Source organism: Aquihabitans sp. G128 (assembly GCF_019048865.1).
In the GTDB taxonomy this organism is placed as follows: Bacteria; Actinomycetota; Acidimicrobiia; order Acidimicrobiales; family Iamiaceae; genus Aquihabitans.
This window is the reverse complement of the sequence record NZ_CP077604.1, coordinates 2526383-2539971: the sequence shown is the minus strand read 5'-3', so window position 1 is coordinate 2539971 and position 13589 is coordinate 2526383. Positions and strand designations below refer to the sequence as shown.

Sequence of the window (13589 nt, the reverse complement as noted above, 5' to 3'; positions counted from 1 at the left end):
ATCGCGTCGTCACGTCGCTTCCGTACCGTCCCAGCATGAGCCTGCACCTCGATGAACGGTCCGCCCCCCTGACCGACGCGGAGGAGGTGGCCGTCTTGCTCCCGTTCGACGAACCCGTGACGATGGCGGCCATGAGCGGACGGGGGTTGGCGTCGTACCCCGCCGGCGCCTTCACGGTGGCCAGCCTGCTGGCGGCCAAGGCCCGCACGGGCCTGACCATCTCGGTCTGCCTGCCGGCCCGCAACGAGGAGGCCACCGTCGGCTCGGTGGTGGCCGCCATCCGGGCGGCGCTGGTCGACGGCGCACCGCTGGTCGACGAGGTGGTGGTCGTCGACGACCACTCCACCGACGCCACCGCGGCGGTGGCCACCGCCGCCGGCGCCCGCGTGGTCGACGCCAGCGCCGTGCTCGCCGACTTCGGCGAGGGCCATGGCAAGGGCGAAGCGCTCTGGAAGTCGGTCCACGAGTCCACCGGCGACCTCGTGGTCTGGGTCGATGCCGACATTCTCGAAGTTCGACCCCGGCTTCATCCTCGGCCTCCTCGGCCCCCTGCTGACCGACCCCGGCACGTCGTTCGTGAAGGGCCACTACCACCGCCCCGAGGCCGACGGCGTGGGCGGCGGCCGGGTCACCGAGCTGCTGGCCCGCCCGCTGCTCTCGCAGTTCTTCCCCGAGCTCTCCGACGTCGCCCAGCCGCTCGGCGGCGAGTACGCCGGCCGGCGCGACCTGCTCGAGCGGCTGCCCTTCGTGGTCGGCTACGGCGTCGACGTCGCCCTGCTGATCGACGCCTTCCGGACGGTCGGCATCGGCGGCCTCGCCCAAGTCGACCTCGGCGTCCGCCACCACCGCAACCGCACGCTCGACGAGCTCGGCCCCCAGGCCCTCGCCGTCAGCCAGGCCATCCTCGACCGCGCCGGCCTCCGCCCCCCGGGCCCCGCCACCCTCCGCCGACCCGGCAAGGACCCCCTGCCCCTCGCCATGCACGAGCGCCCCCCCGCTCGCGTCGCTCCGGCCTGCCTGAGCGTTCGGTCGCGCTCGACCCCTCCGCTGCTCGCCGGCCTCCGGCGGACCTCGCCTGGGGCTCGGTTGCCTCGTCGTGCGGCTCCTTCGTCGCTCGAGGGTCGGCGATCGTTCGCTCTTCCCTCCCGCTCTCGGGACTCGCTTCGCGTCGTCCCGGGCCGCTCGGGCCCGCTCGCCTCCGGCGAACGCCGCGCCTCGATGCTCGGTCGCGGGGTGCGAACCGGCCGGTCGGCATCTGGCTAGCGCCGCCGTCCGGGGTGCGGGGCGGCGTGTCGCCCGAGGTGTGGAGGGCGGTGGTCTCGTCACTACGCTGCCCCGTGCCCCGGTGGTCGCCGGGGGTCGTCGTTTCCCCGAGGTCCGAGTCCCATGAGCGTCACCGTCCGAGTGCCCACCACCCTCCGCACCCTCACCGCCGGCGCCTCCGAGATCGCCGTCGACGGCACCACGGTCTCCGAGGTCCTGGACCAGCTCGAGGGCGCCCACCCCGGGTTCAAGGAGCGCCTGCTCGACGGCGACGGCGGCCTGCGCCGGTTCGTGAACCTCTACGTGGCCGACGACGACGTGCGCTTCCGCGACGGCCTCGCCACCCCGGTGGCCGACGGCGACACCGTCTCGATCATCCCGGCCGTCGCCGGCGGCGCCAGCTGAGCCTGGGGCGCACGGTCGCCCGGCCCCTTGCAGGGCCGGGCGGGTGCGCTCCCCCCAGAGCGGCGCCGGGCGCCGGTGGCCTCCCTCCCGGATCCACCGGCACCCGTGGCGCCGTGCCGGTCGTTGCCGATCCGACGGTCCCCCTCCATCGGCCCGGCCCGCCGGCCTGTTGATGGGCCGAACGGCCCTACGTGCGCGCAGCGTGGTCGTCGTGCCACGCAGCGGCGTGGCGGGTTAGCAGTCGCGGGCCGCGGTTGCTAACGAACGGCTGAGGTGGTTTGCTGTTAGCACTCTCTTCGTGAGAGTGCTAACCGCACCCGTCATCCGTCTCCAGGGAGAACCCAAGGATGCCCAAGATCATCGCCTTTGACGAGCAGGCTCGTCGAGCCCTCGAGTCCGGCATGAACCAGCTCGCCGACGCTGTCGCCGTGACCCTCGGCCCGAAGGGCCGCAACGTGGTCCTCGAGAAGAAGTGGGGAGCGCCCACGATCACCAAGGACGGCGTCTCCGTCGCCAAGGACATCGAGCTCGAGGACCCCTACGAGCGCATCGGCGCCGAGCTCGTCAAGGAGGTGGCCAAGAAGACCGACGACGTCGCCGGTGACGGCACCACCACTGCCACCGTCCTGGCCCGTGCCCTGGTGCGCGAGGGCCTCAAGAACGTGGCCGCCGGCGCCAACCCCATGGACCTCAAGCGCGGCATCGAGGCCGGCGTCGAGGCTGCCGTGGCGTCGATCAAGGCCTTGGCCGTCGACGTCGACGACAAGGACCAGATCGCCAAGGTCGCCTCGATCTCCGCCAACAACGACTACGAGATCGGCGAGCAGATCGCCGAGGCGATGGACAAGGTCGGCAAGGACGGCGTCATCACCGTCGAGGAGTCGAACACCTTCGGCATCGAGACCGACTTCGTCGAGGGCATGCGCTTCGACAAGGGCTACATCTCGCCGTACTTCGTCACCGACCCCGAGCGCATGGAGGCCGTCCTCGACGACGCCTACGTGCTGCTCGTCTCCTCGAAGATCAGCGCCGTGCGCGACCTCGTGCCGGTGCTCGAGAAGGTCATGCAGGGCGGCAAGCCCCTCGTGATCGTGGCCGAGGACATCGACGGCGAGGCCCTCTCCACCCTCGTGGTCAACAAGATCCGCGGCACGTTCCGCTCGGTGGCCGTCAAGGCCCCCGGCTTCGGCGAGCGCCGCAAGGCCATGCTCCAGGACATCGCCATCCTCACCGGCGCCCAGGTCATCAGCGAGGACGTCGGCCTCAAGCTCGACAACACCACGCTCGACCTCCTCGGCACGGCCAAGAAGATCATCATCACCAAGGACGAGACCACCATCGTCGAGGGCGGCGGCAACGCCGACGACGTGAAGGGTCGCGTCAGCCAGATCAAGGCCGAGATCGACAACACCGACTCCGACTACGACCGCGAGAAGCTCCAGGAGCGCCTCGCCAAGCTGTCCGGCGGCGTGGCCGTCCTCAAGGTCGGCGCCGCCACCGAGACGGAGCTCAAGGAGAAGAAGCACCGCATCGAGGACGCCGTCTCCACGGCCAAGGCCGCCATCGAAGAGGGCGTCGTCCCCGGCGGCGGCACCGCCCTCATCCGGGCCCAGGCCGCCGTGCTCGAGGCCGCCAAGGGCCTCGAGGGCGACGTCGCCCTCGGTGCGCTCATCGTGGCCCGCGCCGTCGAGGAGCCCCTGAAGCAGATCGCCATCAACGCCGGCGTCGAAGGCGGCGTGGTGGTCTCCAAGGTCAAGGAGCTCACCGGCAACCAGGGCTACAACGCCGCCACGGGCGAGTACGGCGAGCTCCTGCCGTCGGTCCCCGACGCCGCCAAGGTCACCCGCTCCGCCCTCCAGAACGCCGCCAGCATCGCGGCGCTCTTCCTCACCACCGAAGCCGTCATCGCCGACAAGCCGGAAGACTCGGCCGCCGGTGCCGGCATGGGCGGAGGCATGGAGGACTACTGAGGTCTGACCCCTCGTAGATGACGAAGGCCGGCCCTGGGGGCCGGCCTTCGTCGCGGGTTGGGTCCGGCCGTGGCGGTTCGTCGCGTGTGGTCTGGTCGCCGCGCACCGGCCTCCGGCGGGCCTCGCTGGGGCTCGGCTGCCTCGTCGTGCGGCTCCTTCGTCGCTGGAGGGTCGGCGATCGTTCGCTGTCCTTTCCGCTCTCGGGCTCGCTGCGCTTCGCCCGGGCCGCTCGGGCCCTCTCGCCTTCGGCGAACGCCGCTGCTCGCCGCTCGGTCGCTGGGTGCGACCTTGGCGGGAGGCGGCTCCGATCGGGGCCCGCCATCGCTCGGCACCTTCTCGGAGGCGACTCAGTCCAGGACGGCTCCGGGAACGTTGTCGATGGGGTCGATGGACTCGAAGGCCTCGGCTTGGGTCTCGGCTTGGGACTCGCTGGCTCGGAGCGGCTCGCCCCGCGGCATGAGGAAGCTGAGGAGGGCGCCGACGAAGACGACGGCGGTGCCCATGAGCAGGGCGGTGCGGGTGGCGTCGCTGAGGGCGTGGCTGAGGATCGAGTCGAGGCGGGCGACGTCGAGCTTCGAGGTGCCCTCGGCGGGGGAGAAGCTGGGGCCGTCGGCGCGGACGCCGCCGATGGCTCGGTCCCGGACGGCCGGCGAGAGGATGCGGTCGGCCCTGAGGGCGGCGACCGCGTGGCTGGTGGTGCGCACGGCGATCAGCGAGCCGATCACCGCGCCGCCCAGCGCCGAGCCGATCTGGCGGGCGGTGGAGTTGGCGCCGCTGGCCACGCCGGACTTCGCCACCGGGATCTCCGAGAGGATCACGTTGGTGAGCTGCGAGCTGGCGAGGCCGATGCCCACGCCGAACACCACCAGGCCGGGGAGCAGGCTGGCGAAGGAGAGCCCTGGCCGGATCGACAGGACCACCAGGATCGAGCCGGCGCTCTCGCACAGCAGGCCCAGGCGGGCCACCGCCGTGGGGCTGATGCGCCGGGTCAGGCGGCCGCCGATCTGGGCGCCGACGATCACCGCCAGCCCGAGCGGCAGCAGCCACAGCCCGTTCTCCTGCGCCGAGAGGTGCTCGGACTCCTGGAGGAAGAGCGGCAGGGCGAACAGCACGGTGAGCTGGCCCATGGCCAGGATCACCACGGTGAGCAGGCCGTAGCGGAACGACCGGTGCTGGAGCAGCCCGAACTCGAAGAGCGGGTGGGTGCCGCGCCGCTCCATGGCCCGCTCGACCACGACGAACGAGGCGAGGATCACCCCCGCCGCCACCAGCGTCAGCACGGTGATCGACAGTGGCCGGGTGGTGGGCCAGAGCAGCCACGGGCCGAGGTGGAACGCCTTGATGGGCTCGAACCACCCGTAGACGCTGCCCTGGCTGAGCGAGAACACCAGCAGGAACATGCCGCTGGCGATCATGGCGGCGCCGGGCAGGTCGAGGTCCGGGCGGCGCGTGGCCTTGGCGCCCTTGCGCATGAAGAGCAGCGCGCCGAGCACGGCGACGGGGGCCACCACGACGTTGATGCGGAACGACCACCGCCACGAGTAGTTGGTGGTGAGGAACCCGCCGAGCACCGGGCCGAACGCCACCGCGGCGCCGGTGGTTGCGCCCCACGCCGCGAACGCCGTCGCCCGCTCCCGGCCCTGGAAGGTGGTGGAGAGGATGGCCAGCGTCGACGGCAGCATCAGCGACGCGCCCATGCCCTCGATCACCGCCTCGCCCAGGATCAGCACGCCCACCGACTGGGCCAGCGAGGCGATGAGCGAGCCGATGCCGAACAGCGTCACGCCGATCAGGAACAGGCGGCGGTGGCCGTACACGTCACCGAGCTGGCCGCCGATGATGAGCAGGCTGGCGAAGGTGAGCGAGTACCCGGTGATGACCCACTGCAGGGCCGGCACGGTGGTGTCGAGGTCGCGCAGGATCGTGGGGATCGAGACGTTGAGCACCGAGATGTCCACGGCGATCAGCACCACGGCGATGATCACGATGCCGAGGGTGATCCAGCGCTGCGGGTCGGGCTCGCCCGAGGCGGCGTCCCACGCCGCCGGGGCGGTGCGGTCATCGGTCGGTGCGCTGACGTCCATGCGGGGCTCTCGTGGGCGAGGAGGGTCTCCGGCACGCTACGGCCGCCGGCGGCCAGTTGACGCAGCGTTCACGGACGGGTGAAGGGCCGGACACGGCGGTGGCATAGCGTTTCGGCCACGTTCAGGGGAACCGACAGGAGCACACATGGCCCGGCGCCGTCGCAACGAGCTGTCGATCGACACGTCCACCCGCTTCGTCGAGATCCACGGCCACCAACGGGCCTACCGGATCGCCGGGCGCGGGCCGGCGCTCCTGCTGCTGCACGGCATCGGTGACAGCTCGGCGAGCTGGGTGCCGCTCATGCGGCCGCTGGCCGAGCACTTCACCGTCATCGCCCCCGACCTGCTCGGCCACGGCGAGTCGGCGAAGCCGCGGGCCGACTACTCCGTCGCCGCCTACGCCAACGGCATGCGCGACCTGCTCGACGTCCTCGGCATCGACAAGGCGACCGTGGTGGGCCACTCGCTCGGCGGCGGCGTGGCGGCCCAGCTCGCCTACCAGCACCCCACCCGGGTCGAGCGGCTGGCCTTGGTGGCCAGCGGCGGCGTGGCCAAGGAGGTCAGCCCGTTCCTGCGCCTGGCGTCCACGCCGCTCGCCGACGTGTTCCTGCCCCTGCTCCGGCTGCCCCCGGCCCGGCTGGCCGCCATGGCGGGCATCGAGGTCCTGCGCCGCAGCGGCACCGACATCGGCCGTGACGCCGAGGAGCTCGGTCGGGTGCTCGACGCCCTGCCCGACGTGGCCACCCGGGGCGCCTTCAGCCGCACCCTCCGGTCGGTGGTCGACTGGCGCGGCCAGGTGGTGACCATGCTCGACCGCAGCTACCTCACCGAGGCCATGCCGGTGCTGCTGGTGTGGGGCGCGCACGACGCGGTCATCCCCGTCGGCCACGGCCACATCGCCCACGCCGCCATGCCCGGCAGCGAGCTGGTGGTGTTCGACGAGGCCGGCCACTTCCCGCACCACCACGACCCCGACCGGTTCATCGACCTGCTCGGCGCGTTCATCGCCGGCACCGACCCGGTCCGCTTCGACCGGAACCGCTGGCGTCGTCTGCTCCGGGAGGGCCGACCCCGGCCCTCGGCCTCGGCCGGTGACGAGGGCCTGGCCCCGCGCCACCTCGAGGTCGTGCCCGACCCCGCGCCCGCTACGGCCGTCTGAGGCCCAAGCGGTCGAGCGCCCAGCGGGCCACCACCACGCCGGCCGGGCCGGTGTAGTGCAGCCCGTCCGGGCGCAGCTCGACGTCGTCGCCGTCGAGCGTGCGGACCGTCTGGCGGCACCGGCCCTTGTCCCCGCAGGTGTAGCGGGCCAGGTCCACCACGGTGGCGCCGGTGGCGCGAGCGGCGGCGCGGATGGAGTCGTTGCGGCAATCGACCTCGGGGAAGCGGCCGTCGGCGTCGGACTCGCTCTCCAGGTAGCCGATGGTGGTGATCCCGACGTGGGCACCCTTGGCCGACAGGATGCGGATGGCGCGCTCGTAGGTGGCCCGGGCGGCGCGGTCGTAGACGGGGTCGCAGTCCTTGTGCCACCCGCCGTCGACCCAACGGGCGGTGCCGCCCGGGGCCACCGAGAAGATCAAGGCATCGGTGGGCTGGACCTGGTTCACGTACCAGGCCCAACGCCGCGGCCAGTCGCCGCAGCCGTCGGGGTCCTTGATGGTCTCGCCGTTGGCCCGCTTGGATCGGCCGTCGCCGGGGAGGATCCCGCAGGCCGGCGTGCCGCGGTTGACCTCGTCGATGCCCCGGGCCGGCGCCACCACGTCCATGGCGTACTGGATGGTCCAGGCCCCGGAGTCGCCGACGGTGAGGAGCCGGGGCTTGCCCGCGGCGACCGGGGGGATGGGGTCGGTCGCGATGCGCATGGTGCCGCGCACCCGGGCCCCGGTGCCCACCGGGGCCACCGCGCCCTGCGCCGCCCACCCGAGCACGGCGATGACCACGGCGATGGCGATCGGCGTGGCCAGGCGGATGGGCCACCCGCGGCCCAGGCCGTGGCGGATCGGCCGCTCGAGCACCCAGTAGGACGTGATCGCCAGCGCCAGGCTGATGCCCAGCCGGGCGGCCAGCAGGCCGCCGTCGTACCAGCCGGTGCGGCCGGGGGTGAAGAAGATGATCACCGGCCAGTGCCACAGGTAGAGGCCGTAGGAGATGAGCCCCAGCCACCGCAGCGGCGGGAACGACAGGATCCGGGCCACGGGCCCGGGCTGGGGGTGGCTGGCGGCGGCCAGGACCACGGTGGTGGCCAGCCCGCAGAGCAGGAGGCCACCGTGGTAGAGCCGGGGGTCGGTGCCCGGGAGGTGGAGCCACGCCCAGCCGAGGGGCACGGCGACGGCGAGGGCGGCGACCTCCAGCCCCACGCGCCCGGCGGCCGGTGACCGTGCCGAAGCGGGCGGTGGCGATGGCGAAGGCGGCGCCGAACAGGATGGCGGCGGCCCGGGTGTCGGTGCCGAAGTAGACCCGGTTGGCGTCGGCCGGCCCGTGGTAGCGCCAGAGGGCGGTGCCCGCGGAGAGGGCGGCCAGGCCGAGCGTCACCGCCAGGTAGCGGTCGAGGCCGGCCTTCACCTCGGCGTCGCTCAGCGGCCCCGGTTCGACGGCGGCGCCGCCCGCACCCGCAGCCGGGCGGCGGCGGGCGCCCCACCACAGCAGGAGGCCCACCGAGACGAGCGGCCAGAGCACGTAGAACTGCTCCTCGATGGCCAGGCTCCAGGTGTGCTCCAACGGGGAGGGCCGGGCGAAGAGGTCCCAGTAGTCGGTGCCGGCGGCCACCGAGCGCCAGTTGGCGACGTAGGCCAGCGTGGCCAGGCCGTCGTGGTGGACCTGGGTGAAGGTGGTGTTCGAGGCCCACCGCTGCGTGGCCCAGGCCACCGCCACCAGGACGAGGAGCAGGGCGGGGAGCAGCCGGCGGGCCCGCCGCACCCAGAAGACCTTGAGGTCGATCCGGCCCCGGGCCCGCCACTCGGCCACGAGGAGGCTGGTGATGAGGAACCCCGAGAGCGTGAAGAACAGGTCCACGCCGAGGTAGCCGCCGGTGGTGAGGCCGAGGTGGAAGGCCACCACGGCGGCGACGGCGGCGCCCCGGAGCCCGTCGAGGGCAGGGAGGTGGGCGATCCGCACCCGCGAGGTGGGCGCCGCCGGGGCGGTGGGGGCGAGCGTGGACAACGGGCGGCAACGCTACCGCGCTCGCCCCGGCGCTCAGTTGCCGCCCGCCGCCATGATGTTGGTGTTGATCGACTCGATCTTCACCCGCAGCTCGTCCAGCTCGCCGCGCACGGTCTGCAGGGACTTCGAGGTCTGGGGCCACGCGCTGCGGAACTGGACGGCGAGGCTGCCGTCCCAGACCTCGGGCTGGGAGAGCTGGCGGCCCTGCTGGTCGAGCTGGGCGAGCTGGTCGGCCAGCCCGCCGTTGATGATCGAGGCCATCGAGGAGATGGCGGCCTTGGCGGCGTCGGTGGACAGGACTCGGGGCATGGTGCCTCCTGGAAGGATCGAAAGGTGGTGGGAAGGCAGGAGAACCGTACACGCCTGGTCCGCCAGGTCAAGGGCCGTCGCCTGCCGCCGCGGGTGGGAGGGCGACCTGGACGACGCCCTCCAGCGCCCCGCCGCTGAGCCAGCCGCGGCCGGGCGCCGGGCCGACCGGCAGGTGCCGGGGCAGCCGGGTGCCGGTCAGGTCCCCGTCGAGGTCGGTGTCCGGGTGCAGCAGGATCCCGGCGCGGTCGGCGCGCACCTCGCGGGTCCAGTGGGCGTAGAGCGTGCGCAGCCGGTCGCTCCGCCCGGCCACCACCACGTGGCGCTCGGCGGTGCGGTCCCGGACGAGCGGGCCCAGCACCGGGTGGTCGTCGATCGTCAGGTCGGCGTCGTCGACGAGCACCAGGAGCGGGCCCGCCGCGTCGACGGCGGCGGCGAGGCCGGCGTCGTCCGGTGCGAGCACGTGGTGGGCGCCGGTCGGCCACTCCGACGGCCGGCGCACCACGGCCACCACCTGGCAGCCGACGTGCTGGGCGGCTGCGCCGATGGTGCGGAGGCAGGCGGTGCGTCCCGACCGGGGCGGGCCGGCCACGAGGGCGTGGGCACCGGGCTCCAGCACGAGGCGGGCGACCTGGAGGCCGCGGTCGGCACGCCCGAGGGGCAGGTCGACGACGCCGGCGGCAGGATCCGTCGACGAGCGGGGCTCGGCGTCGAGCAGGTCGTCGAGGTGGAGGCGGGTGGGCAGCTGGCCGACCGGGCGTGGTTCGTGGTCCGCCGACAGCGCAGCAGCGTGCTGGCCGGCCAGGCGGGCGACGGCGCTCGCCAGCCCGGCGGCGGGGTGCGCCACCTGCACCAGGGTGGGCCCCTCCGGCAGGGTGCCGCGCCCCCGGGGGCAGCGTGGTCGGGTCGATCGCCGTGCCGGCCAGGGCGGCCTGCTCGGTGGCGTCGCCCAGCCGGAGCACGATGCGTTGGCGGCACGCGGACGCCAGCTGGTGGGGGACCGAGCCGGCGCCCTCCGCGGTGGCGAGGACGTGGATGCCCACCTCGCTGCCCCGCCGCACCACCTCGAGGAAGGCCGACCACGTGCCGGACGGCTCGAGGTCGTCCCATGCGGCCCGCAGGGCTCCCACCCCGTCGACCACGAGCAGCCGACGCGGACCGTCGCCGCCGGCGCGCCGGGCAGCGAGGTCCTGGCCCAGGTCGGCGAGGAGCCGGCGCTGGCGCTCGGCGTCGCCGGCGCGGACGACGGCCCCGACGTGGGGGAGGCCCGCCAGCGCCTCCAGCTCGCCGGCCCCGAGGTCGACGACGTGGACGTGCAGCTCGTCGGGCCCCCACCGCAGGGCGGCGGCCAGCACGGCGGTGGCCGCCAGGGTGGTGGTGCCCGAGCCGGGGAGCCCGACCGCGAGCAGCGGGCCACCCGCGAGGTCCCAGGCGAAGGGCCGGTGGCGCTGCTCGTCGGGCTCGTCGGCCAGGCCGAGGGTGACGGCGGTCGGTTGCTCCGGTGCGGCCTCGTGACCGGGCAGGGGCCAGGGCACCTCCTCCGGCAGCGGGTCCGGCCAGGGTCGTCGGGGCGGCCGACCGCCCAGCTCCTCCCACGCCGTGGCCATGGCATCGGCCAGGTCGTCGAGCGGGGTCCGGAGCGAGCCGACCGGCGACCGCGAGCCCGACCCCGGACCCGGGGTCGGCGCATCGTCCGCGGTGCGGGCGACCGCCAGCGGCCTCACGGAGGCGGCCGGTCCGGAGCGGCAGCCGGCGCCGGCCGGCCCGGTGGCCCGCGCGACCTGGACGGCCACCAGCTCGCCGGGACCGAGGCGCACGAGGGCGCGGCCGGGCCGCTGGCGGGGGAGGGCGGCGGCATCGGCGACCCCGATGACGTCGACGCTGTCGGCCGCGTCGTGGACCCGGAGGGCGATGCGGAGGCCGGTGTTGGCCCGGATGTGGTCGCTCACCGCGCCGGCCGGTCGCTGGGTGGCGAGCACGAGGTGGACGCCGAGGCTGCGGCCCCGTTGGGCGATGCCCACCAGCGAGTCGACGAAGGACGGGAGCTCGGCCGCCAGGGTGGCGAACTCGTCGACCACCACCACCAGCCGGGGCAGCGGCGGCCCCTCGGGGCACCGGGCCCGCAGGTCGGACAGGTCCACCGCGCCGACGTCTCGCAGCCGTGCCTCCCGGTGGCGGAGCTCGGCCTCGAGGCAGCGGAGGGCCCGGCCGGCGAGCTGGTCGTCCAGGTCGGTCACCACCCCGGTGGTGTGGGGGAAGCGGGCGCAGGCGTCGAACGCGCTGCCGCCCTTGAAGTCGATCAGCACGAACGAGAGGTGGTCCGGGCTCGATCCGACGGCCAGGCTGGCCACCAACGTGCGGAGCAGCTCGCTCTTGCCGGAGCCGGTGGTGCCGGCGACCAGGGCGTGGGGCCCGTCGGCGGCGAGGTCGAGCACCAGCGGCCCGTCCGCCGCCGTCCCCAGCGCGGCGGTGGGGGCGGGGTCGGCGCCGCCGGCGCGCCAGCCGGCGACGAGCCCCGCCGGGGTCGAGCCGCCGGAGGGCACGAGGTCGTCGAGCGACACCGCAGGGGGCAGCGACCGCCCGGGATCGTCGACCTCCGGATCGTCCATCCGGCCCAGCGCCCGTGCCGCGGAGGCCGCGGTGGCGATCGACGTGCCGACCACGGTGGCCGCGCCGGCGGCCAGGTGGCCCGGTGCGTGGAGCGTGCCGTCCGCTCCGACCTCCAGCACCGTGGCGCAGCTCGACGGGACGGGGGCCGTCGCGCCGGCGAGCACCAGCACGGCCAGGCGGGCCTCGGGGTCCTGGGCGGCACGCAGCAGGGTCCGCACGGGGCCGCGCCGGGCGGCGAGGCCCGGGTCGTCGTCGATGACCACGACCCGGAGCGGTCCGCCCGCGCGGGCACCGTCCACGAGGTGGCGCGCCGCCGCCTCGCTCGCGGCCTCGCCGGTCGCCAGCAGGGGCGTGCCGTCGCGGCTGGTGGCGTGGGGCAGCCAGCAGGCCCAGTCCCAGTGCGACGCCGCCGCCTCGGCGGCCAACAGGCCCAGCTCCACGTCGACGGGGCCCTGGTCGGCGGCCAGCTGCAGCACGATGGAGCGGGCCAGCGCACGGCGCCCGGCAGACGGGCCGACCACGGCGACGGCCACCCCCGCGACGAGCTCGATCCCCACCGGTGCGTGCTTGAGGGCGCCGAGCCGGGCGACCAGCGAGCGCAGGTCCGCGGGCCAGGTGGCGGGTGTGCCCTCGACGGGCGGGTCCCAGGGCACCGCACCGACGCCGACCCGGACCGCACCGAGGTCGTCGTCGCCGGTCCGCCGCTCCCACAGGCGCGGCGAGGAGCGTTCCGCCCGGGACGCGGCGCCGGCGGGGCCGCGGTAGCGCTGGCGCCTCCGCTCGATCTCGTGGTGCGACCGCTCGATGATCGCTGCCTCCAGCCGATCCAGCTCCGCCCGGCGGCGCCTGCGGTCCCGGCGGGCCGTGCGGCGACGGCGGTGGCGGCCGTCGAGCGCTCCGGCGAGCAGCAGCACCGGCCCGAGCAGCGCGAACAGGGCGTAGATCGGCGATCGCAGCACCACCACCATCACCGCACCGACCGCCACCGACGCGAGCACGCCGATCAACCCGACCGGCGCCCCCTTGGCCGGTGCCTCGGCCACGGGTGGGGCGGCCAGCGATGGGGCCGGCGGGCCGGGCGCGGGCCGAGGCGGGCGGTGGTGGGGCTCGGTGGCGCCACCCGACGGCGCCCCGGCGGGCGACCGGTGCGGGCGCCTGGCCCCGGCACGGACGGGCACCAGGACCGCCTGGGCCAGGCCGAAGGCGACGGTGGTGCCGAGGCCGACTGCGATGGGCCCGGCGACGGTGCGGCCGTCGACCCGGGTGCCTCGGCCCGACCCGAGGTCCTCGACCACGACGGTGCCGTCGGCCGCCACGTCGAGCCGGGCGTGGACGGCCGAGACCGTGGGATCGTCGATCGAGAGCGCTCGCGGCGGGCCGGCGCTGCCCGCCCGGCCCACCAGGTGGCGGCCCGGCGCGAGGGCGGTGCGGTGCCCGGCATCGAGGCCGGCGGTGACCGCCACCGCCACCACGGGCCCCGCGGCGAGCAGCCCGCCGGGCGGTCCGGGCGGGCTGGGCGGCGCCACCTCGTCAGGTCGAGCGACCACGCAGCCGTCGGTGATCCCCGCCCGATCCAGCGCCGTGGTGGCGGCCACGAGCCGGCCGTCGACGAGCAGCGGGCCCGCCGGCCGGTCGGGGTCGAGGGCGGTGGCGAGGTGGCCGACGGTGGCGCCCTCACCGGTGGCGGGCACGGCGAGGTCGCGCCCGTAGGGCGGCACGACGTGGCGGAAGCGCACGGGGTTCTCCGGGCGGGCTCGAGCAGCGGCCGTCCTGGCGGGGGAGCGGGTGCCGTGGG

The 13589-nt window shown here is 75.0% G+C and carries 7 protein-coding genes and 2 pseudogenes; 5 read left to right on the top strand and 4 right to left on the bottom strand.

The genetic code is table 11. From position 1 onward, the window contains the following. Positions 1-35: 35 nt before the first annotated feature. From KSP35_RS25880 to groL, 4 genes and pseudogenes are all read left to right on the top strand, one after another. Positions 36-443: pseudogene (locus KSP35_RS25880) on the top strand (glycosyltransferase); the annotation flags it as partial. A gap of 52 nt (positions 444-495) precedes the next feature. After that, positions 496-1263, top strand: coding sequence for a hypothetical protein (locus KSP35_RS12065; protein ID WP_216995706.1), 768 nt, complete (start codon positions 496-498; stop codon positions 1261-1263). Positions 1264-1386: 123 nt separating this feature from the next. Further along, complete coding sequence (locus KSP35_RS12060; protein ID WP_216995704.1) at positions 1387-1668, top strand: ubiquitin-like small modifier protein 1; 282 nt, start codon at positions 1387-1389, stop codon at positions 1666-1668. Between the two features lie 347 nt (positions 1669-2015). Next, positions 2016-3638, top strand: coding sequence for a chaperonin GroEL (gene groL / locus KSP35_RS12055; protein ID WP_216995702.1), 1623 nt, complete (start codon positions 2016-2018; stop codon positions 3636-3638). A gap of 347 nt (positions 3639-3985) precedes the next feature. On the opposite strand, the gene KSP35_RS12050 is transcribed toward groL, so the two are convergent. After that, complete coding sequence (locus tag KSP35_RS12050) at positions 3986-5722, bottom strand: MFS transporter (RefSeq protein WP_216995700.1); 1737 nt, start codon at positions 5720-5722, stop codon at positions 3986-3988. Positions 5723-5867: 145 nt separating this feature from the next. On the opposite strand from KSP35_RS12050, the gene KSP35_RS12045 reads away from it, so the two are divergent. Beyond that, the gene (locus tag KSP35_RS12045; protein WP_216995698.1) at positions 5868-6881 is read left to right on the top strand and encodes an alpha/beta fold hydrolase; all 1014 of its coding nucleotides are present in this window, start codon (positions 5868-5870) and stop codon (positions 6879-6881) included. On the opposite strand, the gene KSP35_RS12040 is transcribed toward KSP35_RS12045, so the two are convergent. The 3 genes and pseudogenes from KSP35_RS12040 to KSP35_RS12030 all read right to left on the bottom strand — a co-directional run bounded on the left by KSP35_RS12040 (position 6868) and on the right by KSP35_RS12030 (position 13530). Beyond that, the gene (locus tag KSP35_RS12040) at positions 6868-8076 is read right to left on the bottom strand and encodes an acyltransferase (protein ID WP_216995696.1); all 1209 of its coding nucleotides are present in this window, start codon (positions 8074-8076) and stop codon (positions 6868-6870) included. The genes KSP35_RS12045 and KSP35_RS12040 overlap by 14 nt on opposite strands. A 106-nt stretch (positions 8077-8182) precedes the next feature. Continuing rightward, positions 8183-8773, bottom strand: a pseudogene (locus KSP35_RS25875) (acyltransferase family protein); the annotation flags it as partial. Positions 8774-8958: 185 nt separating this feature from the next. Continuing rightward, on the bottom strand, positions 8959-13530 hold the full coding sequence (locus tag KSP35_RS12030; RefSeq protein WP_216995694.1) for an FtsK/SpoIIIE domain-containing protein: 4572 nt from the start codon (positions 13528-13530) through the stop codon (positions 8959-8961). Between the last annotated feature and the right edge of the window lie 59 nt (positions 13531-13589).

What these genes read in the sequence shown, in the direction of transcription:
- KSP35_RS12065 (WP_216995706.1), top strand. Translation starts at nt 496, where the DNA reads ATGCCGACATTCTCGAAGTTCGACCCCGGCTTCATCCTCGGCCTCCTC.
- KSP35_RS12060 (WP_216995704.1), top strand. Translation starts at nt 1,387, where the DNA reads ATGAGCGTCACCGTCCGAGTGCCCACCACCCTCCGCACCCTCACCGCC.
- groL (WP_216995702.1), top strand. Translation starts at nt 2,016, where the DNA reads ATGCCCAAGATCATCGCCTTTGACGAGCAGGCTCGTCGAGCCCTCGAG.
- KSP35_RS12050 (WP_216995700.1), bottom strand. Translation starts at nt 5,722, where the DNA reads ATGGACGTCAGCGCACCGACCGATGACCGCACCGCCCCGGCGGCGTGG.
- KSP35_RS12045 (WP_216995698.1), top strand. Translation starts at nt 5,868, where the DNA reads ATGGCCCGGCGCCGTCGCAACGAGCTGTCGATCGACACGTCCACCCGC.